Origin of the sequence: Nitrospira japonica, from assembly GCF_900169565.1 — a bacterium.
GTDB lineage: Bacteria > Nitrospirota > Nitrospiria > Nitrospirales > Nitrospiraceae > Nitrospira_C > Nitrospira_C japonica_A.
This window is the reverse complement of record NZ_LT828648.1, coordinates 1,976,025-1,997,319: the sequence shown is the minus strand read 5'-3', so window position 1 is coordinate 1,997,319 and position 21,295 is coordinate 1,976,025. Positions and strand designations below refer to the sequence as shown.

The 21,295-nt window shown below is 59.9% G+C and carries 25 protein-coding genes; 18 read left to right on the top strand and 7 right to left on the bottom strand.

The genetic code is table 11. The features are described from left to right. The first annotated feature begins 86 nt into the window (after positions 1–86). From gap to secG, 4 genes are all read left to right on the top strand, one after another. A complete protein-coding gene (gene gap, locus NSJP_RS09600) occupies positions 87–1,100 on the top strand; it encodes a type I glyceraldehyde-3-phosphate dehydrogenase (protein ID WP_080886690.1) in 1,014 nt (337 codons plus the stop codon). Between the two features lie 69 nt (positions 1,101–1,169). Then, positions 1,170–2,369: a phosphoglycerate kinase gene (locus tag NSJP_RS09595; RefSeq protein ID WP_080886689.1), complete on the top strand. Its 1,200-nt coding sequence runs from the start codon at positions 1,170–1,172 to the stop codon at positions 2,367–2,369. 40 nt (positions 2,370–2,409) lie between these two features. Beyond that, positions 2,410–3,183, top strand: coding sequence for a triose-phosphate isomerase (gene tpiA, locus NSJP_RS09590; RefSeq protein ID WP_080886688.1), 774 nt, complete (start codon positions 2,410–2,412; stop codon positions 3,181–3,183). Positions 3,184–3,196: 13 nt separating this feature from the next. Continuing rightward, positions 3,197–3,547, top strand: a complete 351-nt coding sequence (secG, locus tag NSJP_RS09585) for a preprotein translocase subunit SecG (RefSeq protein ID WP_080886687.1) — start codon at positions 3,197–3,199, stop codon at positions 3,545–3,547. A gap of 101 nt (positions 3,548–3,648) precedes the next feature. On the opposite strand, the gene NSJP_RS09580 is transcribed toward secG, so the two are convergent. Together NSJP_RS09580 and NSJP_RS09575 are read right to left on the bottom strand one after the other, a co-directional pair. Continuing rightward, positions 3,649–4,560 carry a branched-chain amino acid transaminase gene (locus NSJP_RS09580; protein WP_080886686.1) on the bottom strand — a complete coding sequence of 304 codons (912 nt, stop codon included), beginning with the start codon at positions 4,558–4,560 and terminating at the stop codon, positions 3,649–3,651. Between the two features lie 70 nt (positions 4,561–4,630). Continuing rightward, positions 4,631–5,008, bottom strand: coding sequence for a PilZ domain-containing protein (locus NSJP_RS09575; protein ID WP_080886685.1), 378 nt, complete (start codon positions 5,006–5,008; stop codon positions 4,631–4,633). 175 nt (positions 5,009–5,183) lie between these two features. Between NSJP_RS09575 and rplU the strand changes: the two genes are divergently transcribed. From rplU to bioB, 8 genes are all read left to right on the top strand, one after another. Then, entirely contained in the window at positions 5,184–5,498 is a 315-nt protein-coding gene (gene rplU / locus NSJP_RS09570; protein WP_080886684.1) for a 50S ribosomal protein L21, read from the top strand. 19 nt (positions 5,499–5,517) lie between these two features. Continuing rightward, positions 5,518–5,781 carry a 50S ribosomal protein L27 gene (gene rpmA / locus NSJP_RS09565; RefSeq protein ID WP_080886683.1) on the top strand — a complete coding sequence of 88 codons (264 nt, stop codon included), beginning with the start codon at positions 5,518–5,520 and terminating at the stop codon, positions 5,779–5,781. Positions 5,782–5,900: 119 nt separating this feature from the next. Beyond that, a complete protein-coding gene (gene obgE, locus NSJP_RS09560; RefSeq protein WP_080886682.1) occupies positions 5,901–6,926 on the top strand; it encodes a GTPase ObgE in 1,026 nt (341 codons plus the stop codon). Then, entirely contained in the window at positions 6,908–8,029 is a 1,122-nt protein-coding gene (proB, locus tag NSJP_RS09555) for a glutamate 5-kinase (protein WP_080886681.1), read from the top strand. Before obgE ends, proB begins: the two co-directional genes overlap by 19 nt. A gap of 10 nt (positions 8,030–8,039) precedes the next feature. Beyond that, the gene (gene nadD, locus NSJP_RS09550) at positions 8,040–8,750 is read left to right on the top strand and encodes a nicotinate-nucleotide adenylyltransferase (RefSeq protein ID WP_080886680.1); all 711 of its coding nucleotides are present in this window, start codon (positions 8,040–8,042) and stop codon (positions 8,748–8,750) included. Further along, positions 8,713–9,177 carry a ribosome silencing factor gene (gene rsfS / locus NSJP_RS09545; protein ID WP_407938647.1) on the top strand — a complete coding sequence of 155 codons (465 nt, stop codon included), beginning with the start codon at positions 8,713–8,715 and terminating at the stop codon, positions 9,175–9,177. The genes nadD and rsfS overlap by 38 nt, the downstream gene beginning before the upstream one ends. Before the next feature lie 3 nt (positions 9,178–9,180). Then, on the top strand, positions 9,181–10,578 hold the full coding sequence (locus NSJP_RS09540) for a tetratricopeptide repeat protein (protein WP_080886678.1): 1,398 nt from the start codon (positions 9,181–9,183) through the stop codon (positions 10,576–10,578). 62 nt (positions 10,579–10,640) lie between these two features. Continuing rightward, positions 10,641–11,636: a biotin synthase BioB gene (gene bioB / locus NSJP_RS09535; protein ID WP_080886677.1), complete on the top strand. Its 996-nt coding sequence runs from the start codon at positions 10,641–10,643 to the stop codon at positions 11,634–11,636. A gap of 280 nt (positions 11,637–11,916) precedes the next feature. Here bioB and NSJP_RS09530 read toward each other — a convergent pair whose 3' ends face one another. Beyond that, positions 11,917–14,541, bottom strand: a complete 2,625-nt coding sequence (locus NSJP_RS09530) for an ABC transporter permease (protein ID WP_080886676.1) — start codon at positions 14,539–14,541, stop codon at positions 11,917–11,919. Positions 14,542–14,712: 171 nt separating this feature from the next. Between NSJP_RS09530 and NSJP_RS09525 the strand changes: the two genes are divergently transcribed. After that, on the top strand, positions 14,713–14,976 hold the full coding sequence (locus tag NSJP_RS09525) for a LuxR C-terminal-related transcriptional regulator (RefSeq protein ID WP_080886675.1): 264 nt from the start codon (positions 14,713–14,715) through the stop codon (positions 14,974–14,976). A 77-nt stretch (positions 14,977–15,053) separates the two neighbouring features. On the opposite strand, the gene NSJP_RS09520 is transcribed toward NSJP_RS09525, so the two are convergent. Together NSJP_RS09520 and NSJP_RS09515 are read right to left on the bottom strand one after the other, a co-directional pair. After that, on the bottom strand, positions 15,054–15,980 hold the full coding sequence (locus NSJP_RS09520; protein WP_080886674.1) for a dihydroorotate oxidase: 927 nt from the start codon (positions 15,978–15,980) through the stop codon (positions 15,054–15,056). Continuing rightward, a complete protein-coding gene (locus NSJP_RS09515) occupies positions 15,981–16,679 on the bottom strand; it encodes an ABC transporter ATP-binding protein (protein ID WP_080886673.1) in 699 nt (232 codons plus the stop codon). A 110-nt stretch (positions 16,680–16,789) separates the two neighbouring features. Between NSJP_RS09515 and NSJP_RS09510 the strand changes: the two genes are divergently transcribed. From NSJP_RS09510 to NSJP_RS09490, 5 genes are all read left to right on the top strand, one after another. After that, positions 16,790–17,617, top strand: a complete 828-nt coding sequence (locus NSJP_RS09510; protein WP_080886672.1) for a ComF family protein — start codon at positions 16,790–16,792, stop codon at positions 17,615–17,617. 3 nt (positions 17,618–17,620) lie between these two features. Continuing rightward, positions 17,621–17,965 (top strand): FmdB family zinc ribbon protein, encoded by a 345-nt coding sequence (locus NSJP_RS09505; protein ID WP_080886671.1) that lies wholly within the window; start codon positions 17,621–17,623, stop codon positions 17,963–17,965. Between the two features lie 106 nt (positions 17,966–18,071). Continuing rightward, a complete protein-coding gene (locus NSJP_RS09500; RefSeq protein WP_080886670.1) occupies positions 18,072–18,269 on the top strand; it encodes a helix-turn-helix domain-containing protein in 198 nt (65 codons plus the stop codon). 16 nt (positions 18,270–18,285) lie between these two features. Next, entirely contained in the window at positions 18,286–18,726 is a 441-nt protein-coding gene (locus tag NSJP_RS09495) for a division/cell wall cluster transcriptional repressor MraZ (protein WP_080886669.1), read from the top strand. 98 nt (positions 18,727–18,824) lie between these two features. Beyond that, the gene (locus tag NSJP_RS09490; protein ID WP_172834259.1) at positions 18,825–19,319 is read left to right on the top strand and encodes a RusA family crossover junction endodeoxyribonuclease; all 495 of its coding nucleotides are present in this window, start codon (positions 18,825–18,827) and stop codon (positions 19,317–19,319) included. Here NSJP_RS09490 and NSJP_RS09485 read toward each other — a convergent pair. Then, entirely contained in the window at positions 19,310–20,545 is a 1,236-nt protein-coding gene (locus NSJP_RS09485) for an ABC transporter permease (protein WP_080886667.1), read from the bottom strand. The two genes, NSJP_RS09490 and NSJP_RS09485, sit on opposite strands and share 10 nt — an antisense overlap. 1 nt (position 20,546) lies before the next feature. After that, positions 20,547–21,254 (bottom strand): ABC transporter ATP-binding protein, encoded by a 708-nt coding sequence (locus tag NSJP_RS09480; protein WP_080886666.1) that lies wholly within the window; start codon positions 21,252–21,254, stop codon positions 20,547–20,549. Positions 21,255–21,295 lie beyond the last annotated feature (41 nt).

The following is a 21,295-nucleotide window of genomic DNA, read 5'->3' as shown; positions in this document are numbered from 1 at the left end:
GACAAAATCGGGACGCCATCGATACTATCGGGCCCACCAGGCCGGTACTTTTCACCGGCCTATTTTTCTTGAAGGACCACCTCGCTATGGCTATCAGAGTCGGTATCAATGGATTCGGCAGAATAGGAAGAAACGTCCTGCGGGCCTCGCTCGGAGACCCTGAGTTGGAATTTGTGGCGATCAATGACCTGACGGACGCCAAGACCTTGGCGTACCTTCTGAAATACGATTCGGTGCACGGGACGCTGAAGGGGACCGTGGAGGCAAAAGACGACCAGATTCTCGTCGACGGAAAAGCGACGAAAGTCCTGGCGGTCAAGGATCCCAAGGAGCTTCCCTGGAAGGATTTGAATATCGACGTCGTCATCGAATCGACGGGACGGTTTACCGACCGGGAGAGCGCCGGGAAACATCTGTCCGCCGGAGCCAAACGCGTCATCATCTCGGCGCCGGCCAAGGATCCCGACGTGACGATCGTGCTCGGTGTCAATGACAATACCTTCGATCCGGCGTCGCACCTCATCGTATCGAACGCGTCCTGCACGACCAACTGCCTGGCTCCCGTGGCAAAAGTGCTTCTGGAGAACTTCGGCATCAAGCACGGCATCATGACCACGATCCACTCCTATACCAACGATCAACAACTGCTGGATCTGCCGCACAAGGACCTCCGCCGCGCGCGAGCCGCCGGCATGTCGATGATCCCGACGAGCACCGGTGCGGCCAAGGCGCTCCATTTGGTCATCCCGCAGCTCAAAGGGAAGATGGACGGACTCGCCATCCGCGTGCCGACTCCCAACGTCTCGCTGGTCGATTTGACCGTGGAAACCGAAAAGGATTGCGACGTCGCGTCGGTCAACGAAGCCTACCGCAAGGCCGCGAGCGGTCCGCTGAAAGGCATTCTCGAGTATTCCGAGGCTCCCATCGTCTCGATCGATCAGAAGGGTGACGATCACTCCGCAACCGTCGACGCCCCGCTGACCGCCGTCATCGACAAACGGCTGGTGAAAGTAACAGCCTGGTATGACAACGAATGGGGATATTCCTGCCGGGTCAGGGACTTGATCAAAGTGATTGTGGCAAAGACCAAGAGCCGATGATGTCCGTAGGTTGATTCCGTTCGGTCCCTGTTCTCCCGTATGGTTGCAGATCACCGTGGCGAACCGTCCATGAACCTGCACAAGCAAACGATTGACGACCTGACGCTGGCCGGCAAGCGAGTGATCATCCGTGCGGACTTCAACGTTCCGCTCGACGATTCGCTACAGATCACCGACGACACCCGTATCCGTTCGACGCTTCCCACCATTAATCGTGTCGTCGACGACGGCGGGAAAGTCATTTTGTGTTCGCATCTGGGTCGTCCCAAAAGCCGGTTCGACCCCAAATACAGCCTGGCGCCGATCGCCAAACGCCTGGGCCGGCTTCTGGGAAAGAACGTTATTTTTGCGCCGGACTGCGTCGGGCCCGCGGTCGAGGGACTCGTCGCGAAAATGAGCCCCGGCGACGTCATGCTCTTGGAGAATCTCCGCTTTCATGAGGGCGAAGAAAAGAACGACGAAAGTTTTTCCAAGGCGCTGGCGGCATTGGGCGACGTGTATATCAACGACGCGTTCGGCGCCGCCCACCGGGCCCATGCCTCCACGGTCGGCATTACGAAATTCATTCCCGCTTCTGCGGCCGGCTTCCTCCTGAAAAAGGAAATCGAGTACCTGGAAGGCGCCGTGGCCAATCCCGTCCGTCCGTTTGTCGCCATTCTCGGCGGCGCCAAAGTGTCTGGCAAAATCGGCGTCATCGAAAATCTCGGGAAGCGCGTGGACAAGGTCATCATCGGCGGCGGTATGGCCTTCACGTTCCTCAAGGCCAAAGGGCTGGAGATCGGAAACTCATTGGTCGAAAACGACATGCTGGACTTCGCCAAAGGCATCGAAGATCATGCCTTCTCGCGCGGCGTCAAGTTCTACCTGCCGGTGGATTGCGTCGTGGCGGCCAGCCGCGAGCCCGGCGCCGAAACGAAGATCGTACCGGTCCAGGAAATCCCCAAGGGGTGGTATGCCCTCGACATCGGTCCCGCGTCGGTCAAACTGTTCCGGGAGGCGGTTCAAAACGCCAAGACCATCCTTTGGAACGGACCGATGGGCGTATTCGAGATCGATGCCTATGCCAGGGGTACCCTCTCGGTCGCTCATGCCGTTGCCGACGCCTATGCGCTGACAATCGTAGGCGGAGGCGAGACGGCCATGGCCATACACCGCGCGGGCGAATCGGAAAATATCTCCTTTATTTCCACAGGTGGCGGCGCCGCGCTCGAATTGCTGGAAGGCAAACAGCTTCCCGGCCTGACCGCCCTTCCCGAACGGAAAGATTAACCGGCCGTTCCGCTCGAACCGTCCAAACTCAGGACACCCCGTGCGAACACCGCTGATCGTCGGCAATTGGAAGATGAACAAGACGGCTTCGGAAGGCCGTGCCTTTGTTCGTGACTTTCAGCAATTGGTCGAACCCTCAACCGACGTGGAAGTCGTGCTCGCCCCGCCGTTCACGGCGTTGGAATCGGTCCGGTCGTCGCTGGGCGCGACGTCCCGGATCATGCTCGGCGCGCAGAATCTCCACTGGGAACAGCAGGGGGCATTCACCGGCGAAATCTCGGGCTCCATGTTGCTCGACCTGGGATGCCGCTACGTAATCGTGGGACACTCCGAGCGGCGCACGCTGTTCTGGGAACGGAATGAGGACGTCCAAAAAAAAGTCCGCGCGGCGCTGGCATGCGGCCTTCGACCGATTCTTTGCGTCGGCGAATCCCTGACGGAGCGCGAGACGGGACAAACGGAGCGGATCATTGACGAGCAGCTCTCGGCCGGCCTGGATCAGCTTACGGATGCAAATTTGAAGACGGTCACGATCGCCTATGAACCGGTATGGGCCATTGGAACCGGACGAGCCGCCACAACCGTCCAAGCCGGCGACGTGCACCGGTCGATCCGAGCCTTCGTAGCCAATCGTTGGAAGGACGCCGCGGCGGCGACGATGAGGATCCTCTACGGCGGTAGCGTCACGGCTCAGAACGCCGCCTCATTCCTCGAGTCCCCTGACATCGACGGCGCACTCGTCGGCGGGGCTTGTCTCAATCCGGATTCGTTTGCTAAGATCATCGCCGCAGCGAACCGCAACCCTCACAGCTAGATTCCGGAGGCTCATGCACACGTTGACCATCATCATTCATGTCCTTGCCTGTTTCCTGATGATCGGAGCCATTTTGCTCCAATCCGGCAAGGGAGCGGAAATCGGTGCGGCCTTCGGGGGCTCGAGTCAGACGGTATTCGGCAGTCGCGGCCCGGCCAACTTCTTGAGCAAATTCACGGTGGTGGTGGCGGCCGTCTTCATGATCACGTCCCTGAGTCTTGCCATTCTGGCCAAGAATCAGACGTTTTCCTCCACGGTGATTGATCTGAAGAAAAAGGACGCTCCACCGGCTTCTCCGGCTCCGGCCGATAAACCTGCCGGAGATTCCCACTCGGACAGTTCCTCTTCGTCATCCGGCCACTGATCGGCGCATCGAACCCGGTTCGTCACGGCCTGAAGACGGGCTATACACCCGTCCCTTCGGCGGTCGGCTTCACGGCATCACTGAATCGGAAAGAGTCAGAGTCAAATGCGCGTCAACCAGGATGCGTGTGCCGCATCCTCGCCGCGCACGACGGAAAAGAAGGCTTTTTGCAGAGCGGCCGTGATCGGGCCGGGTTTCCCGTTTCCGATTCGGCGATTGTCGATCTCCCGCACGGGAGTCAGTTCGGCGGCCGTTCCCGTCACGAATACTTCATCAGCGATATACATCTCGTCGCGGGTGAATCGATCCTCCTGCACGACGATACCCTGTTCTCTCGCCAACTCGATGACGGAATTCCGAGTGATCCCCTCCAGGATGGAGGTCAAGGGGGTGGTCTTGATCCGCCCTTTACGCACGATGAAAATATTCTCGCCGGTGCCTTCGGACACATAGCCCTCGGGATCCAGCATGATGGCCTCATCATAGCCGTCAGCCTTGGCCTCCCGCTTCGCGAGGATCGAATTGACGTAATAGCCTGAAATCTTGCCGCGCGTCATCGACACATTGACGTGGTGCCGGGTGAATGACGACACCCGGGCTCGCATGCCGTTAGCCAACGCGTCGTCACCCAGATATGCTCCCCACTTCCACGCCGCCACGGCCAATTTGATCGGATTGTCGCCCGGATAGACCCCCATCGCGCCGTATCCGATGTACACCAGCGGACGGATGTAACAGGCGTCCAACTTGTTGATTCGAACGGTTTCGACAATAGCCTCGGCTACCTGCTTCTTGTCATAGGGAATCGTCATCATGGCGATGTGCGCCGACTCGAAGAGCCGATCGACGTGCTCGTGCAGCCGAAAAATAGCGGAACCGGACTTGCCTCGATAGCAGCGCAGTCCTTCAAATGCCGCCAAACCGTAATGGAGCGAGTGCGTGAGCACATGGACGTTGGCGTCAGCCCAATCGACAAACGCTCCATCCATCCAGATCTTGCCTTGAGGTTCCATGATGGAAACGGACTATAGCAGCGGGTCGGAAGAAGCGTCAAGAATCCGCAGGCGATGGCCGCCGATGCGATTACCAGCCATTGCGGCCGGTGCGGGCCTGTCGGTTCAGCATCTCTGCAATGCGCCCGGCTACCGCGGCGGTCAGATCGTCGATTTGCAGCCCGAATTCGCCTTGGCCCACCCACCGCACGGTGGCGCGGGCGATCTCGATGGGCGGCTGATCGTCATCAAGATGAAGTCGGACACAGAGGTCCGTCCCCGTTTTGGGCGCATGGTCCCCCAGCATCCTCATGCCGCAACGCGAGAGGTTCGTGACGATGCCCTTCCCGATGGCGGATCCGCTCAGATAATAAGAGGCACACCAAGTCGGAATCCGGCGGTAGGTTCTGAGGACAAATTTCGTTGGGATCAATCGGCTTGAGTTTTTCGCCTGGGAGTTGATGGCCATGGGAATCCTCCGTACGGATGGATCTTATCCGTCGCCGGACCGGCATTGAAAGCCCTCGAAAGGGGGAAGGAGCCGTCCCAACCCCGCAAGCGGTCGAGGTGGCCATGGACATGACCTTGACACTTTTCTCGGCCCTGTGATACATAGCCGTGTTTTGTCACGGAGGGTAGGGTTCATGTACGCTATTGTAGAAACAGGCGGCAAGCAGTACCGAGTAGAGCACGGCAGTCTCGTCCAAGTCGAAAGTCTTCCCGGAGACGTGGGCGGCACCGTGGAACTCGACCACGTTCGACTGGTTCATGGGGACAAGGGTGTGGTCATCGGCCAACCCCTGGTCGCAGGAGCCAAGGTCACCGCGGAAATCGTCAATCAGGGCCGGACTCGATCCATGATCGTGTTCAAGAAGCAACGGCGCAAGAACTACCGTCGCACCAAAGGCCACCGGCAGGGCTTTACCAAGCTTCGGATCACCGGTATCCACACGGCCTAATCGTAAAGGATGACGTTCCATGGCAACAAATAAAGGCGGCGGATCATCAAGAAACGGGCGGGACAGTAATCCGCAGTATTTGGGCGTGAAGGCGTACGGTGGCGAGACGGTAAAAGCTGGCGCCATTATTGTGCGTCAGCGCGGCACCAAGTTTTTCCCCGGCTTCAATGTGGGCCTCGGCAAGGACCACACCCTTTTCGCACGCATCACGGGCACCGTCAAATTCGAGGGCGGCCGCGCGCGGCAGAAGGTCAGTGTCTACCCCACGCCAACGACGTCATAGCCGGCGTCCCTCCTTTTCATCGCTACCGTCTCGCTCGTTCGACAACATCGACGGGGCTTCGTGCCCCGCATGATTGCTCCCGCACGGCTGACCGGACAGATTCCTACGGATACGCTCACATGTTTGTCGACGAAGTCAGTATCGTGGTCAAAGCCGGGCGAGGCGGCAACGGGGTCTGCAGCTTCCGGCGCGAAATGTTCGTGCCCCGCGGCGGACCGGATGGGGGAGACGGAGGGAATGGAGGGCACGTCATCTTCACGACGTCACAGCGCCTGACGACACTGCTGGATCTCCGCTATCAACGCCACTACGAGGCCGAGGACGGCCGCCCGGGCAGCGGGTCCAATTGCACCGGTCGGACCGGGCGTGACGTGGTGGTGACCGTTCCCGTGGGAACAGTCGTCTACGACGAGCTTAGCGGCGACATGCTTGCCGACCTGGCCGCCGATGGAGAGACGGTCACCGTTGCGCGCGGGGGCAAGGGCGGCCGCGGCAACAGTCATTTCGCCACCTCGACCAATCGAGTGCCCACGCGCTTTGAACCGGGCACCGACGGGGAAGAACGCGAACTCAGGCTGAAGTTAAAACTGCTGGCAGACGTCGGACTGGTCGGATATCCGAATGCCGGAAAGTCCACGCTCATCGCCGCCATTTCGGCAGCGCGTCCCAAGATCGCGGACTATCCCTTCACGACATTGGTTCCGAACCTGGGGGTCGTCCGCTGGGGATCCGATCGCAGTTTCGTCGTCGCGGACATTCCCGGTCTGATCGCGGGCGCCCACGAAGGCAAGGGACTCGGGTTCCAATTCTTGCGCCACATCGAACGGACGTCATTCCTGCTGCATCTTGTCGACGTATCGGAATGGTCGGCAGACGAGCCCGTGACGAGCTTTGAAATCATGCGCAAGGAGCTGAGTTCCTACGACGCGTCCCTGTCGGCGCGCCCGTTCGCCATCGTCCCTACGAAACTCGATGCCGCCGGCGATCGGGCCAAATTGAAGACCTTACAAATGTACTGCAAACGCCGAAAGTATCCGTGTCTCCCCATTTCTGCCGCCACGAGGGAGGGATTGACGGAACTCGTCTCCTTCGTCGGACAGCAGGTCGATCACCTTCGGACCGCCGGATGCGCGACGAAATCCTGACATCTGCCAAGCGGATCGTGGTGAAGATCGGCAGCAGTCTCGTCTCGTCAAAAGACGCGGGGCTCCGTCCCGATCGCATCGACCGGCTGGCCGACGAGATCTCGATGTTGCGCACTGACGGGCGAGAGGTTCTGCTCGTTTCCTCGGGCGCCATCGTCTCCGGCATCAAGAAACTGGGGCTGAAGGAATACCCGAAAAGCCTGCCGGTCAAACAGGCCGCTGCCGCCGTCGGGCAGAGCCGGCTGATGTGGGCCTATGAGAAATCTTTCGAGCGGCTCGGCGTCAAGGTCGCCCAGATTCTCCTGACGCATCAGGACCTCGCCGATCGACGGCGTTTCCTGAACGCCCGCCATACCCTGGCGGCCCTGATCGGTTTCGGAGTGGTCCCCGTCATCAACGAGAACGATACGGTCGCGGTGGACGAAATTCGAGTCGGCGACAACGATTCGCTGGCAGCGGACGTGGCGCACCTCGTGGACGCGGATCTGCTGGTCATCCTGTCGGACATCGACGGACTCTTTACCCAGGATCCGAGGAAAAATCCTTCTGCAACGCTGATCCCGCTGGTTTCCGAGATCACGGAAGAGATCGAGCAGCGAGCCGGCGTGTCCACCACGTTCGAAGGGACGGGTGGCATGGCCACGAAGGTCCGTGCGGCAAAAAAAGTTGGCGAATACGGCGTAGCCACGCTCATTCTCAACGGACAGCAAGCCGGCCTGCTGCCCACCGTCCTCGCGGGCGGCGACGGCGGCAGTTTGTTCCTGCCCAAAGGGCGTCGAATGACGAGCCGCAAACTCTGGATCGCCTTTACCCTTCGTCCCCAAGGGCAGCTCCTCCTTGACGCCGGGGCCGTCGTGGCGCTCGCGGAACGGGGAAAGAGCCTCCTGGCTTCCGGAATCATCGACGTCAAGGGGACGTTCGAAGCAGGCGACCCCGTCAGCTGTCTCAATCAAGACGGGAAGGAATTCGCCAAGGGCCTGGTCAATTTTTCCTCAGATGTGATCGCCCGCATGAAAGGCTTGAAGACCGTCGACGTTCAACAGCGTCTCGGTCCGCAGGAATACGACGAGATTATCCACCGGGACAATCTCGTCCTGCTTTAGGAACTCGCCCATGGGTTCCCAGGAATGCCTATCCCCGCCAGACACCTCTTCTCTCCGATCATTACGCCTGGGGCTCCTGGGAGGAACGTTCAATCCCGTTCACTGCGGACACCTGACCATGGCGCGGCAAATTCGGCGCGCGCTGGATTTGGACCGCATCCTCTTCATTCCGACCGGAGACCCGCCCCATAAATCCCGGCAGGACCTGGCATCGGCCGATGATCGCTACGCAATGGTCCGTTTGGCCATCGCCTCGGAAGCCGGCCTTGCGATCTCCGACGTCGAGCTTCGCCGTCCGGGGAAATCCTATACGATCGACACCGTTCGACTCCTCCGTCAAGAATACGGCTCACAGACAGAGCTGTTTTTCCTGATCGGACTCGATGCGTTCCTCGAATTTCCTACCTGGCGGGAACCGGACGCGCTGTTGGAGCTCTGCTCCTTCGTCGTGATGAATCGGCCCGGGACGTCGTTTCAGCATCTGACCCGGTTGAGCTGGTTTCAGACGTTTCCCGGTGACTCGCTCGCGGCCCTGGACGCAGGCACGATCTCACAGGTGGACATCCCCATCGGAAACCGACGGCTCATCTGCCTACGCCTCACCCCCAGTGATATTTCTGCATCGGATATTCGTGGAAGGGTGCGGACCGGACTCCCGGTGGCAAATCTGTTGCCGCCCACCGTTGAATCCTATATACTTCAGCATCACTTATACGAATAAGAGGAATCCGATCGCACGAACATCGAAGGCCACGGCCATTGCCATTGCGAAGGCCATGTACGACAAGAAGGCCACGGATGTCGTTGTCCTGCACGTTGCGACCCTGACCTCAGTCGCAGACTATTTGGTCTTGGCATCGGCGGATTCCGATCGACAAACCAGAGCGATCGCCGATCATGTCGACGGCGTACTCTCCCAGACCGGCTCCAATCCCCTCAGTATCGAAGGCAAGGCCTCATCACAATGGGTGCTGATGGATTATGGGGACGTCGTCGTTCACATCTTTCGGCATGACTCCCGCCAAAACTATGGGCTGGAGCGTCTTTGGGCCGACGCCAAGCGCATCCCGGTAAAGGAAGAACAGCCCGTTCCAGCCGCGGCAAAGCCGGCGCGCAGCAAGCGGGTGGCCAATTCCAGACGAGCCTAGATCATGCTCAGGCTGCTCACCAGCATCTTTCTCATCAGCGCCGGCATTTTCGTCTATAGCTATTTCCGTGAGTTGAATCCAGGCACGCTGACCGTTCATACCGGTCCGTCCACTCAGTTCGAATTGAGTCCGGTCACGCTGGTGGTCTTTTCCATGGCGGTCGGGGCCGTGCTGGTGGCCTTGGCGGTCGGCATGAGGCAAACCGCCCATGCCATTGGAACCTGGAGAAGCACGCGGTTACAGCGTCGGAAAGAGAAACTCGACGCGCTGCATCGCGAGGGCACGCACGCGTTCATGTCGAAGCGCATCAGCGAAGCCATCGGATTGTTCGAGAAGGCCCTGGCGATCGATCCCAACCGGGTGGACTCGCTGCTCTGGCTGGGAAACATCTATCGCTCGGAAAACAATTTCTCCGAGGCGATCCGGCTGCACCAGTATGCCAACCGCATCGACGACCGCAACATTGAGATTCTTCTCGAGTTGTCCAAGGATTTGGAGGCCGCCAAGCGATACGAGGATTCGCTTCAGACCCTGCAGAAGATCCTGCGCATCGAGCCGGACAACCTGACGGCCCTGATCCGCAAACGGGATTTGTCGATTCGTCTCGAGAAGTGGAGCGAAGCACTCGAAATTCAGCATCGCCTGTTGAAAGCCAGCCTGCCGGAATCCGAGCGACGCGCGGAGAATTTGCTACTGACCGGATGCATGTATGAAGTCGGCCGCCAACTGCTGGAGCGCGGGCACCCGGACAAGGCACGGCGGTATTTCCGCGGGGCGATCAAGAAAGACCGAACCTTTTTGCCCGCCTACATCGGCATCGGGGAAATCTTGATCCAGGAAGGCAAGACCAAACAAGCCGTGGAGATCCTGAAGAAAGTCTATGCGAAGACCCACAATGTCATCATCCTGCACCGCCTGGAGGAACTGTTTCTCGATCAGGGTGAGCCGAGTGAAATTATCCGGACGTATCAGGAGGCGCTCCAGCAGAACCCCAACGATCCGGTGCTGCAGTTCTACCTGGGCAAGTTGTACTACCGCCTCGAAATGGTCGACGAGGCATTCGACATTCTGTCGACGGTCGAGGGGCCTCAGGATCAACTGGTTGACTATCACAAGATCATGGCCAACCTCTTCTTACGCAAGCAGCATATGGAGCAGGCGGTCGTGGAATTGAAGAAAGCCCTGCAGTTCAAGAAACGCGTCGTCGTCCCGTATGTCTGTACCGCCTGTCAGCAGGAAACGGCCGAATGGGCGGGACGGTGCCGGCGTTGCGGAAACTGGAACAGCCTCGTGGCCCTTCCATGGCTCGAAGGCGGTGTGCCCTCTGCTGGAAAAGAATCTCCCCTTCCGGTCCGCGTCGTCCCCTATCCGGGCATTGCTTCTCCGTTTGAAACCGTGTAGCTTCCTTCCGTTCCGAGATTCTGACCCATTTGCGTCCCTGTTGTGATTGAAAGGTCTTTCGTATGACGGATTACTCGGCCCTGGCCGCCAAATCGCTTGATGATCAAGTCCTGACGAGACAGGAAGCCCTCTCCGTCCTCAATGCGCCGGACGACGAACTCCTTGTACTGCTTCATGCCGCCTTTCAGGTGCGAGCCCGGTACTTTGGGCGCACGGTTCGCCTGCAGATGCTTCAGAACGCCAAGAGCGGGGCCTGCCAGGAAGACTGCCATTATTGTTCCCAGTCCTCCATCTCAACCGCTCCGATCGAACGGTACAATCTGCTCCCGCAGAACCGCATGATCGAAGGCGCGCGACAGGCCGCAGCTTCCAAAGCCCAGCGATACTGCATCGTCATCAGCGGCCGAAGCCCGCTCGACCGCGAGATCGACGAGATCGCCGGCGCCGTACGCGCCATCAAACAGGAAACCCCGATCCAGATCTGCTGTTCCCTGGGGCTCATGAGCGAACAGCAGGCGAAGCGCCTCAAGGCGGCGGGTGTGGATCGCGTGAACCACAACTTGAACACGAGCGAAGCGTTTCATGCCTCGATCTGCACGACCCATACGTTCCAAGACCGTCTCGCGACGATCAGGAACGCCCGGGCGGCAGGACTGGAAATTTGCTCCGGCGGGATCGTCGGCATGGGCGAGAAGGACGAGGATCTCGTCGACCTTGCCATGGCCCTGCGCGAGGTCAAGCCCGATTCGATTCCACTCAATACCTTGCACCCGGTTGCAGGCACTCCCTTGGAGCATTGCGATAATCTCACGCCGCAACGCTGCCTGAAAGTCCTGTGCCTCTTCCGTTTTCTCCATCCGCGCACCGAAATCCGCATCGCCGGCGGCCGCGAACACAACCTCCGCAGCCTGCAGCCGCTCGCCCTCTATCCGGCCGATTCCGTCTTTGTGAACGGCTACCTCACGACTCCTGGCGCTCCTGCGCCGGAAGTCTGGGGCATGATCGAAGATCTCGGATTCAAGATCGAAGTGGACTACCAGCAACCAGTAGCGGGCTGATACAGACCCAGGTGAGTAGCAGACGCAGAACCGGTCGTCGTCCACTGTGCGTGTCGAATGAGCATTGCTACCCTTCTAACCTCTCTCGGTGAAGAGTATGGTGTGCGCCCTGCGACTTGCGATGGGTCGCATGACTGTCGGTGCGTGCGCCTTCGCGCTGGCGAAGCTTGTCTGAAGCTCCGTTCCGACACAGTCGTGGACGGAGCAAGTTGCTGAGCCAAGCACCGACAGGCCATGCGGTATTACCCATCGCCGTAGCAGGCTGCTTACCATACGCTCGCTATTCCTGTCTCAATCCCTCCACCGCCGATTGTCTCGCGGCCCATCGGGCCGGAAGGTAACCGGCAATCCATGCCGCCACCACGCCTATCGTCACGGCCTGCAGAAGCACGTCCATCGGCACGGTCATGCGAATCGTCCATCCGAAGGACTGTTTGTTGACGACGGTAATGAGAATCCAGGCGAGACCAAGCCCTCCGATCATACCCAACACCGCGCCAATCGAACCGAGATAGACCGCCTCCCATAGAACCAGACGTTCAACTTGCTTCCGGCTTGCCCCGATCGCCTGAAGGGTGGCCAATTCTCGACGCCGCTCCAGCACGGCGGTCACCAGCGTGTTGACGATGCCGAGCACCGCCACCAATACGGCGATCAGCTCCAGCACGTAGGTCAAGATGAAGGTCCGGTCAAAAATGTCGAGGATTTCCTTCCGCAGTTCCTTGTTCTTGATCACCATCGGCGGCAACACCCCGTCCTGTCGTTCGGCAAAGGCCCGAACCATCGCGGCCCGGACGGTCTCGCTATCGGCTCCCGCGGCAAGATAGACGGCGAATACCGTCACCGAGTGATCGTTCCATAATCTCTGATATCGGGCGCGATCCATCACCATCTTGCCGCCATCCGTCGCATAGTCGTAAAAAATTCCTTCGACCGGCACGGTTTGTGGGCCTTGAGGACTACGAATCGTCACGCGTCCCCCTTCCCGCACTCCCAGCCGGCTGGCCAGCACTTCCGAGATCAACACCCCTCCGGAGTCTGCAGCCCGATTCAACGCGGCCGTCGAGTCGCCTCGGAGGAGAAGATAGCGGCTCCGCTCCGCGTGCAACCGCATATCCCGCGACACCAGCATGGCGGTTCGATCCTCGACATCGACTTGCACATTCCGATAGGCATCCACGGCAGCCACACCATCGAAGGAGGACAGCACCAACGCCAATGAATCGGGGAGCGCACGGGCCGCGTGACCAGCCTGCTGCCGGTGCAGCCAACCGAACGGGGCGACAATCAAGTCAGCCATGACGGTTTCATTGACCCACGTTTCCACCGTCTCGCGGAAGCTTCGAACCATGACCACGACCCCGATCATGATGGCGAGTCCGACCATCAAAGCCGAGACCGTCACCGCATTGCGACCCGGATGTCTCGCGGCATGTTCGGCGGCCATACGACGCAGCCCGCCCTCGAGTGCGAGGGACCCATGGTTGCGGGACACCTCACGGCGCCCCAACGTCTGGATACAAACGGATGACAGCGCGACCAGCGATCCGAGGAGACAGAGGGTTGCAAGATATCCGAACAACGGAAGGCCGTTGATCGGTCCCGGCATGGACATCACGCCGGCACAGACAAACAACAGCAGGCTGACGGCCAAAAAGCGGGGGCCGCGGACTTGCTGAGTTTCTTCGTAATCCCCCGGCGCCAAGGCGCGGACCGCCACCGTACGCGAAGCCTCCAGGCTCGGAGCCAACGCGCCCACCATCGCCACTATTGTTCCAAACGCCGTGCCCTTCACCATCGCCATGATGGTTTGCGTATCAATCCACGACATCGGATCTCCGGTCATGAGCGGAACATACAAGTCCGAGATCGTGCGGCTGACCAACCCCATGAGCGCCCGCGACACCCATACCCCGGCGGCCCCACCCAGCATGCCCCCGATCAAACCCAGCAGCCCTCCTTCAACGAGAAACAACAACGCGATCCGGCGCTCCGCCATACCTATGGCGCGATAGATGCCGATCTCACGCCGCCGCTGGGTCACGGCAAAGGCCATCGTGTTGTAGATGAGAAAGGTTCCGACGAGCAGTCCGACCCAGCTCAACACCGTCAAATTAAGCTGGAAGGAGCGGACCATATTCTCGACCTGTTTCGACCGTTGCGCCGGACGTTGCACGGTCAGATGCGGCGGCAGGACGTCGCGGACCGAAGCCGCCACGTCATCCACGTTCCACCCCGCATCCGTGACGATATCGATTCGATCCAACCGTCCGATCGCGGAAAAGTTCACCTGCGCCGCCGCGATGTCCATGGCGGCCGCTCGGTCCCAAAGGGATCCGGAATTCTCCGTTCCGTGGATGACCCCGGCGACTCTCAGGCGCAGGTTCCGTCCGCCGCCTTGGACATCCACCAGACTGCCGACCCGGAGGTTCCACGAATCGGCCAACGATCGGCCCAGATAGATCGCATCCGCCGAAACGACATCCTCAAGGGTCCGCTCACGATCCTCACGGGTGACCAGAAATCGCCCGTTCGGTGAGCCGAGTTCGGCCAGGAGGTCCATGCCGAAGATCTGCAGAACCTCGCCCCGATGTCCTTCGGTTTGCACCACGACGCCCTGCTCCAGAAGCGGAGCGGCGTTCTCAACGCCCGGGAGGTTCCGCACCGATCTGATCACCGCCTCATCCACCCCCAGGTCGTGCCCGATGATTTCGAGGGTGGCAGTTCCGGAGACGGATCTCACCGCACGATCAAAGGAGTGAAGCACTTGCACGTTGGCCGTGCCGATCGACACGGACGCCAGTACGCCGAGTGCGACCCCGACAACGCTGAGTGCGTTTCGGAGCGGCCGCTCGCGGACATGCGCCCCGATCAGCATTCCGAACACTGACCACACGCCTCGCATTCCAACCGATCCTTGTCGTTGAGGTGGGCAACAGAACGAATGTCGATTATTTGCGGATCAAAATATAGGGGACGGGCCCGAGGCTGCAGGAATTAGTAGTTTCGTTTACAGGGTTTCCCGCCTTTGTTAGACTCGCGTCAACATATCACGAGATCGAATGGTGAGAGCCACATGAAAAGCGCATTGCGTCGCAAAGCCGAGCCTGTCGTGGAGGAAATCGAGCTCGGGCCGCTCACTCCGCGTCAGCGGGACATTCTTCGGTTGGTTTCCATCGGTCATACCAATCGTGAAATCGCCACCGTCCTGCAGATCAGCGTCCGCACCGTCGAAGTCCACCGGTTCAATCTGATGCGCCGCCTCAACGTCAGAAACGTCGCCCAACTCCTCCGCCGCGCACTCCAACTCGGCCTCCTGTCCAAATCGTTCGGCAAGTAACGTCACTCCTCGTCCCGCTGCCCACGTTGAACCGGTGAAGCAAGTGGATGAGGCTGAGCGCGAGAACGGGTGGCCGCCTAGAGCTCCTTGAGCCTGCCACGGCAATCCGCAATCGAGTGGTAACCCTTCTCCCGAAGACACGCGACGAACTCCGCCTCCAACCGACCGAACACGTCGACTCCCTCTTCAACCAGCAGTGTGCCGACTTGCACGGCCGAGGCGCCGCACAGCACATGTTCGAAGGCGTCAAGGCCGCTCATGACACCGCCGGTTCCGATGATCGGCATGCGTCCGTCGAAGTGCTTCCAGAAGGCCCGGACGTTGGCCAACGCCACCGGCTTGATGATGGTTCCCCCCAAGCCTCCGAATCCGCCTTTCGGCTTGATCACCACGGTTTCCGTCTTCGGATCGACGACAAGCCCGTTCCCTACTGAATTGATCAAATTCAGAAAATCCACGCCGCATCGTCCGATGACGTTTCCCATCAACGCGTGATGCGCCGGATCGAAATAGGGGGGCAGCTTGACGCCCATCGGAACCGTAATGATCTTTCGCACGCGCTTCATCAACCGCTCGGACGCCTCGGCGTCGTAGCCGATCTGCGGTTTTCCCGGGATGTTCGGGCAGGATAGATTCACTTCGATTAAATCCGGCCCGGCTGCGTTGACGGCCTCGGCGATGACCGGGAAGTCGTCCTCGACAAGACCCGCCACGCTGGCGATGATCGGTTTGCCGAACCGCTTCAATTCAGGAATCAACTCGGCATAGGCACGATAGCCCAGATTGGGCAGTCCCATTGAATTGATCGAGCCGCCGGAGAATCCGTAGTATCGAGGCGACGGATTGCCCTGACGCGGCTCCACCGTCATGGACTTGGTGACGATCGCCCCGGCGCGCGAGCGCCCCAGCGCCAGCAATTCCTCCCTCGTGACGCACAACGCACCGGAGGCATTCATGAAGCAACCGGTGAACTTGACCCCCGCAATCGTCGTCGACACATCCATCTATAACCCCAAGGAAAGAAGGTTCGATGCAACCCGTTCGATCAGACGGCCGTCCCTCATGGTCCACACGTAGTGCGCCGACCCCGCCGCCTCACCGCTGTGCGTCGCAAGAAGGACGGTCCGGCGATCCTGATCGGCCAGCGTCCTCAATAGGTCGACGACGGCCGCGCCCTGCTGGGAGTCCAAATTTCCCGTCGGTTCATCGGCCACGACCAATTTGGGACCGTGCACGACGGCCCGTGCAATGGCGACGCGTTGCTGCTCTCCTCCGGATAATTCACCGGGGCGATGACGGCGGCGATGGTTCATTCCGACGAGGTCCAGCACTTCCTCGACGCGCCGCAGCATCGTTCCGCCCCGCTCGCCTCTCAGCAGCAGCGGAAAGGCGACATTCTCTTCGGCGGAAAGTCCTGGAACCAGGTGAAACGATTGAAAGACAATTCCGATCTCTTCCCGCCTGATCCGCGTCCAATCATCGGACGAAAACCGTGCGGTCGGCCGCCCGTTCAAGACGATTTCTCCGCTCGTAGGAGAATCCAAGCCGGCAACCAAGTTCAGCAGCGTGCTCTTTCCGCATCCGCTCGGCCCCATGAACGCGCAGAATTCACCGGCCGCCACTTCCAAACTGACGCGATCCACCCCGATGATGGAAGCCGATCCCCGATGATAGATCTTCGAAACCTGTTCAAGTCTCAGCATTATGATTTGCAGACATCTTTCCGTATAACACAACCATTTGAGGGGCAACAACCTTGACAGGAGCCACGTTTTTTTCTAGAAGAAACTCGACTTCGGCTCCCACGTCCACCATGTTGACGTCCTTTCCATTCACCCGGACCGGCTTCCTCGGCCTCTGCCGCCAGGCACTGCGGTTCATCGTTCCGGTCGATTGCCTTGCCTGTGGAGTCGGCTTGCAGGGCGATCCGGTCCCGGGATTCTGTCGGCGCTGTTGGGAGCTGATCCTGCCCCTGAAGGGACCCTGCTGCGCGCTCTGCAGCCAACCCTTCGTCTCGGCTGCCGCGGTCTCCAATTCGCCGAATCACCACTGCCAAGACTGTCTGGAGCATCGCCCGGCCTTCAGCCGGGCTTGGACGCTTTATCCGTACCTTCCTCCGCTCCGGGAAGCTGTTTGCGCATTCAAGTATCGGGGAAAAATCGGACTGGCCAAACCGTTGGCGCAGCTCATGATCGATGCCCTGCCGCCGAATCTGGACGTCGATCTCGTCCTCCCCGTCCCGTTGCATCCCAGCAGATTGCGCGGCCGGGAATTCAATCAATCGTTGCTCCTTGCGGACCGTGTGGCACGACATCTCCATCTGCCGGTATCGATACGCGAACTCGCGCGGGTGCACGCCACCGACCCTCAAACGACGTTACCCCGGAATATGCGGTTGAAGAATGTGCGGCATGCCTTTGCGGTCCGCCGGCCTCGTCTCGTCACGGGCCGCCGAATCCTGCTGATCGACGACGTCTTTACGACCGGCGCGACCCTCCACGAATGTGCGGCAGCACTGTCGGAATCCGGTGCGAAATCCGTCGTTGCCCTGACGCTCGCGCGCACGATTGGTTCATTGGTCGTTCCGGATCATCTGTTCGTGGAAGAACCATTTCGATCTCCATCGGTTCTGGGACTGTAGCACATGCCATTGTACGAGTATCTGTGTCTCAGCTGTCGGCGTCGCACCACGGTGCTTCAGTTGAGCATCGCCAATCCCAAACCGGTCTCCTGCGCTTCCTGCGGAAGCGCAGAGCTCTCGCGCTTGATGTCCCGTTTTGCGTCGCCGAAATCCGAAGAAGCCCGCCTCGAATCGCTTGCGGACCCGGACACCCTGGGGGACCTTGACGAGAGCGACCCCGACAGCATGAAACAGTTCATGAAGAAGATGGGCGACGAGATGGGTGAGGGTTTTGGGGAGGATCCCTCGGAAGCCTTGGGCAACACCGAAGACGCCTCCGCAGACCTGGGTGACGATGGCGGCTTCTGACCTATGTTGTCATACATTTCACTTGACAGATCTGCAGGCCTCGCATACCCTGATGCCACACTAGAGGCGGTCCGCTCTATGGTTTCCCTCCCATCCTGGACGGTGAATGAGTCGGAGTTCCAAGAGCGAGTTGATGACGGCGGAAGAAACCTGCCGGTATCTCAAGATCACCCAGCGGACGCTCTACCGTTATCTCCGCAGCCGTCGAATTCCCGCCTTCAAGTTGGGCAGCCAGTGGCGGTTCGTGCGGTCCGATCTCGAACAGTGGATCCGGGAGCGAATGAGAACGCCGCTCAACGACTAAGTTCAAGGTGGCACTAATGTTTGCCGGCGAGTATCTTTGCAAAGTCGACGAGAAGGGTCGGTTCATCGTACCCTCGCCCATCCGCGAACAGGTGGAATCCGAAGGGCGTGCCGTCGTCTTTATGAAAGGCCCCGAGCAGTCGATCTTGATCTATTCCATCAAGGAATGGGAGAAGGTGCTCGAGCGGAGCAAGGCGACGCTCGACGAGGACCAAAGCCGACTCTTCATGCACTTCGTGGTTTCGGAAGCCGGAACCTCTGAAATCGATAAGACCGGTCGGATCCTGATCCCCGGCCGGCTGAGAAAACTCGTCCCGCTGGATGAAGACCAGGAGATTATCCTCGTCGGCCTGTACCACCGCATGGAGGTCTGGAACCCCAGTGAGTGGCGCAGATACATCAGCCGATCCGAAGACCGGTACGAACAGGACATGTCGAAGATTCTGAATCTCCTATAGTGCTCCGCATGCCCATTGCCCGCCGTTCCACGCCGCTTATCAATTCTCGACTTCCGGTTCGTGTCATTTCCAGACAGACAGCCTCAAGAATTTTGGCGATGACCGCCACCGCACCCTCCGCGAACCCGCGCCGCGCAGAAATCCCCGCGGCAACCTGCCCCGAGACCGCCGGCGTATCGCTCGTGCTGCCCGTTCCGCCCAGCGTGAATCACCAGTATGCCACGGTGCGAGGGCGCCGATTGCTCTCCGCGGCCGGCCGCACGTACAAAGCCCAGGTCGGAAATCTGGTCCTGCTCGCGCTCTCCAAGTCTTCCCACCGCGCGACCGTACTGGCTCGACTTCAATCGAATCCGCTGGTTCTTTCGATCCGGTTCTATTTCACCTCGCCGTTGCGGCGTGACGTCGACGGAGGGTTGAAAATCGCTCAAGACGCGCTCTGCGAGGGACTCGGCGTCAACGACAACCGTATCGTCGAAACCCATCTGTACAAGCACGTCGACAAGCTCAACCCTCGCATCGAGGTGTCGCTTACCGCCGCACCGAGCGTCGACTCGCTTCATCCCCCCGTGCCGACGGTTGCAGATTACTCGTAACGCAGCGCGTCGATCGGATTCAAACGCGCGGCCTTTGTGGCGGGATAGAGGCCGAAAAACAATCCGATGACGAGCGAAAACACGAATGCAGCCGCGATCACGGATCCGGACACGATGGTCGGCCATCCTGCGATCACCGTCGTCAATTTCGCCCCTATCACCCCGAAGATAATGCCCAACGCCCCGCCCAACACGCTCAACGTCATGGCTTCGATCAGGAACTGCACGACGATGTGACGCCGCGTGGCGCCGACCGCCATCCGAACGCCGATTTCCCTGGTCCGCTCGGTCACCGAGACCAGCAGGATGTTCATGATACCGATCCCTCCGACGAGCAGGGAAACGGACGCGATGGCAAATAACATCACGGTCAACGTTTGACTCGTCCCCTGTTGCACCTTTCCGATATCCACCTGCGTGCGGATCGTAAAATCGTCGGCCTGTTCCCCCTGTATCCGGTGACGCATGCGGATGACGTCGCGAATCTGCTCGACCGCCTCAGGGAGATCGTCGGCCCGCTCGGTTGACGCAAAGATCCCACCGACGGAGCCCAGGAACAAGGTGCCGAAGACCTTTCGTTCCGCGGTCGTGAACGGAATGAAGATGACGTCGTCTTGATCGGAACCCTGGGCGGATTGTCCCTTCGCCGCAAGCACGCCGATCACCCGAAACGGCACGTTGTTGATGCGTATGACAGCCCCGACCGGCTCTTCTCCCGGTTCAAAGAGATTCTCCGCCACCGTCTGTCCGATCAGCGCCACGCGAGCGGCGCTGTCGAGGTCCGCCTGCGTAAACGCCCCCCCGCTGGTAAACGACCAGTCTCTGATCGTCAGATAGCTCGGAGACACGCCATTGATGGAACCGTTCCAATTCCGGTTGCCGTTGACGATCTGCATCACGTCCCGTTTGGCCCATGCGGTGTCCGACAACAACGGAATTTTCTTCTTGATATCCAGCGCATCCGCGACCGTCAGGGTGACGGCCCCTCCTTGGCTTCCCCGCACGCCGCTGACCGTGGTGACGCCGGGCCAGACGATGATGACGTTCGTGCCCATCGTGGCGATCTGCCTCTGGACCGCGCGCCGGGCACCGTCGCCGATGCTGACCATGGCGATGACCGCCCCTACGCCGATCACGATTCCCAGCATGGTCAAGGCTGTCCGCATACGATTGCGCCCAAGGACCCGAAGCGCCGTGAGGATCGTCAACCACACGAACGCCGCCATGCTAGTGCCCCGCCTCTTGAGACGGCCGCACCGTTCGGTCGCTCACGATCCGGCCGTCCGTCACGACGATCTCCCGTGATGCGTAGACCGCGACGTCCGGCTCATGCGTGACCACGACGACCGTCATACCCTCGCGGTTGAGCCCCTGCAAGATTTCCATGATCTCCTCGCTGGACCTGCTGTCCAGATTACCCGTCGGCTCATCGGCCAGCAGAAGAGTCGGCGACGTCACCAACGCCCGAGCAATGGCGACGCGTTGCTGTTGGCCACCGGATAGTTGAGCGGGGAAATGGCTTTCCCGCCCGATCAAGCCGACACGCCGAAGCGCTTCCGCCGCCTGCCGGCGCTGCTCTTTGAGCGGGAGTCCTCGATAGAACAGCGGCAACTGAGCATTTTCCAGCGAACTGGTCCTGGGGATGAGATTGAAGCTTTGAAAGACGAATCCGATCTGGCGGTTGCGGATTTCGGCCAACCGATCCGAACGCATGCTTGCGACTTCGACACCGCCGAGTTGGTAGCTGCCTCTCGTCGGTTGGTCGAGGCAACCGAGAATGTTCATCAATGTGGACTTGCCGGATCCTGAGGAGCCCATGACCGCGACGAATTCGCCCCGCTCGATCGTGAGTTCCACGCCACAAAGCGCTTCGACCTGAACATCGCCGACCCGATACACCTTCCAGATGTCACGACAGGAGATCAGCGAAGCCATGACCGATGGAGGAACGCGTCCGGCCGCAAGGGACCATGACC

What these genes read in the sequence shown, in the direction of transcription:
- gap (WP_080886690.1), top strand. Translation starts at nt 87, where the DNA reads ATGGCTATCAGAGTCGGTATCAATGGATTCGGCAGAATAGGAAGAAAC.
- NSJP_RS09595 (WP_080886689.1), top strand. Translation starts at nt 1,170, where the DNA reads ATGAACCTGCACAAGCAAACGATTGACGACCTGACGCTGGCCGGCAAG.
- secG (WP_080886687.1), top strand. Translation starts at nt 3,197, where the DNA reads ATGCACACGTTGACCATCATCATTCATGTCCTTGCCTGTTTCCTGATG.
- NSJP_RS09580 (WP_080886686.1), bottom strand. Translation starts at nt 4,560, where the DNA reads ATGGAACCTCAAGGCAAGATCTGGATGGATGGAGCGTTTGTCGATTGG.
- NSJP_RS09575 (WP_080886685.1), bottom strand. Translation starts at nt 5,008, where the DNA reads ATGGCCATCAACTCCCAGGCGAAAAACTCAAGCCGATTGATCCCAACG.
- rplU (WP_080886684.1), top strand. Translation starts at nt 5,184, where the DNA reads ATGTACGCTATTGTAGAAACAGGCGGCAAGCAGTACCGAGTAGAGCAC.
- rpmA (WP_080886683.1), top strand. Translation starts at nt 5,518, where the DNA reads ATGGCAACAAATAAAGGCGGCGGATCATCAAGAAACGGGCGGGACAGT.
- obgE (WP_080886682.1), top strand. Translation starts at nt 5,901, where the DNA reads ATGTTTGTCGACGAAGTCAGTATCGTGGTCAAAGCCGGGCGAGGCGGC.
- proB (WP_080886681.1), top strand. Translation starts at nt 6,908, where the DNA reads ATGCGCGACGAAATCCTGACATCTGCCAAGCGGATCGTGGTGAAGATC.
- nadD (WP_080886680.1), top strand. Translation starts at nt 8,040, where the DNA reads ATGGGTTCCCAGGAATGCCTATCCCCGCCAGACACCTCTTCTCTCCGA.
- NSJP_RS09540 (WP_080886678.1), top strand. Translation starts at nt 9,181, where the DNA reads ATGCTCAGGCTGCTCACCAGCATCTTTCTCATCAGCGCCGGCATTTTC.
- bioB (WP_080886677.1), top strand. Translation starts at nt 10,641, where the DNA reads ATGACGGATTACTCGGCCCTGGCCGCCAAATCGCTTGATGATCAAGTC.
- NSJP_RS09530 (WP_080886676.1), bottom strand. Translation starts at nt 14,541, where the DNA reads ATGCGAGGCGTGTGGTCAGTGTTCGGAATGCTGATCGGGGCGCATGTC.
- NSJP_RS09525 (WP_080886675.1), top strand. Translation starts at nt 14,713, where the DNA reads ATGAAAAGCGCATTGCGTCGCAAAGCCGAGCCTGTCGTGGAGGAAATC.
- NSJP_RS09520 (WP_080886674.1), bottom strand. Translation starts at nt 15,980, where the DNA reads ATGGATGTGTCGACGACGATTGCGGGGGTCAAGTTCACCGGTTGCTTC.
- NSJP_RS09515 (WP_080886673.1), bottom strand. Translation starts at nt 16,679, where the DNA reads ATGCTGAGACTTGAACAGGTTTCGAAGATCTATCATCGGGGATCGGCT.
- NSJP_RS09510 (WP_080886672.1), top strand. Translation starts at nt 16,790, where the DNA reads ATGTTGACGTCCTTTCCATTCACCCGGACCGGCTTCCTCGGCCTCTGC.
- NSJP_RS09505 (WP_080886671.1), top strand. Translation starts at nt 17,621, where the DNA reads ATGCCATTGTACGAGTATCTGTGTCTCAGCTGTCGGCGTCGCACCACG.
- NSJP_RS09500 (WP_080886670.1), top strand. Translation starts at nt 18,072, where the DNA reads ATGAGTCGGAGTTCCAAGAGCGAGTTGATGACGGCGGAAGAAACCTGC.
- NSJP_RS09495 (WP_080886669.1), top strand. Translation starts at nt 18,286, where the DNA reads ATGTTTGCCGGCGAGTATCTTTGCAAAGTCGACGAGAAGGGTCGGTTC.
- NSJP_RS09490 (WP_172834259.1), top strand. Translation starts at nt 18,825, where the DNA reads ATGACCGCCACCGCACCCTCCGCGAACCCGCGCCGCGCAGAAATCCCC.
- NSJP_RS09485 (WP_080886667.1), bottom strand. Translation starts at nt 20,545, where the DNA reads ATGGCGGCGTTCGTGTGGTTGACGATCCTCACGGCGCTTCGGGTCCTT.
- NSJP_RS09480 (WP_080886666.1), bottom strand. Translation starts at nt 21,254, where the DNA reads ATGGCTTCGCTGATCTCCTGTCGTGACATCTGGAAGGTGTATCGGGTC.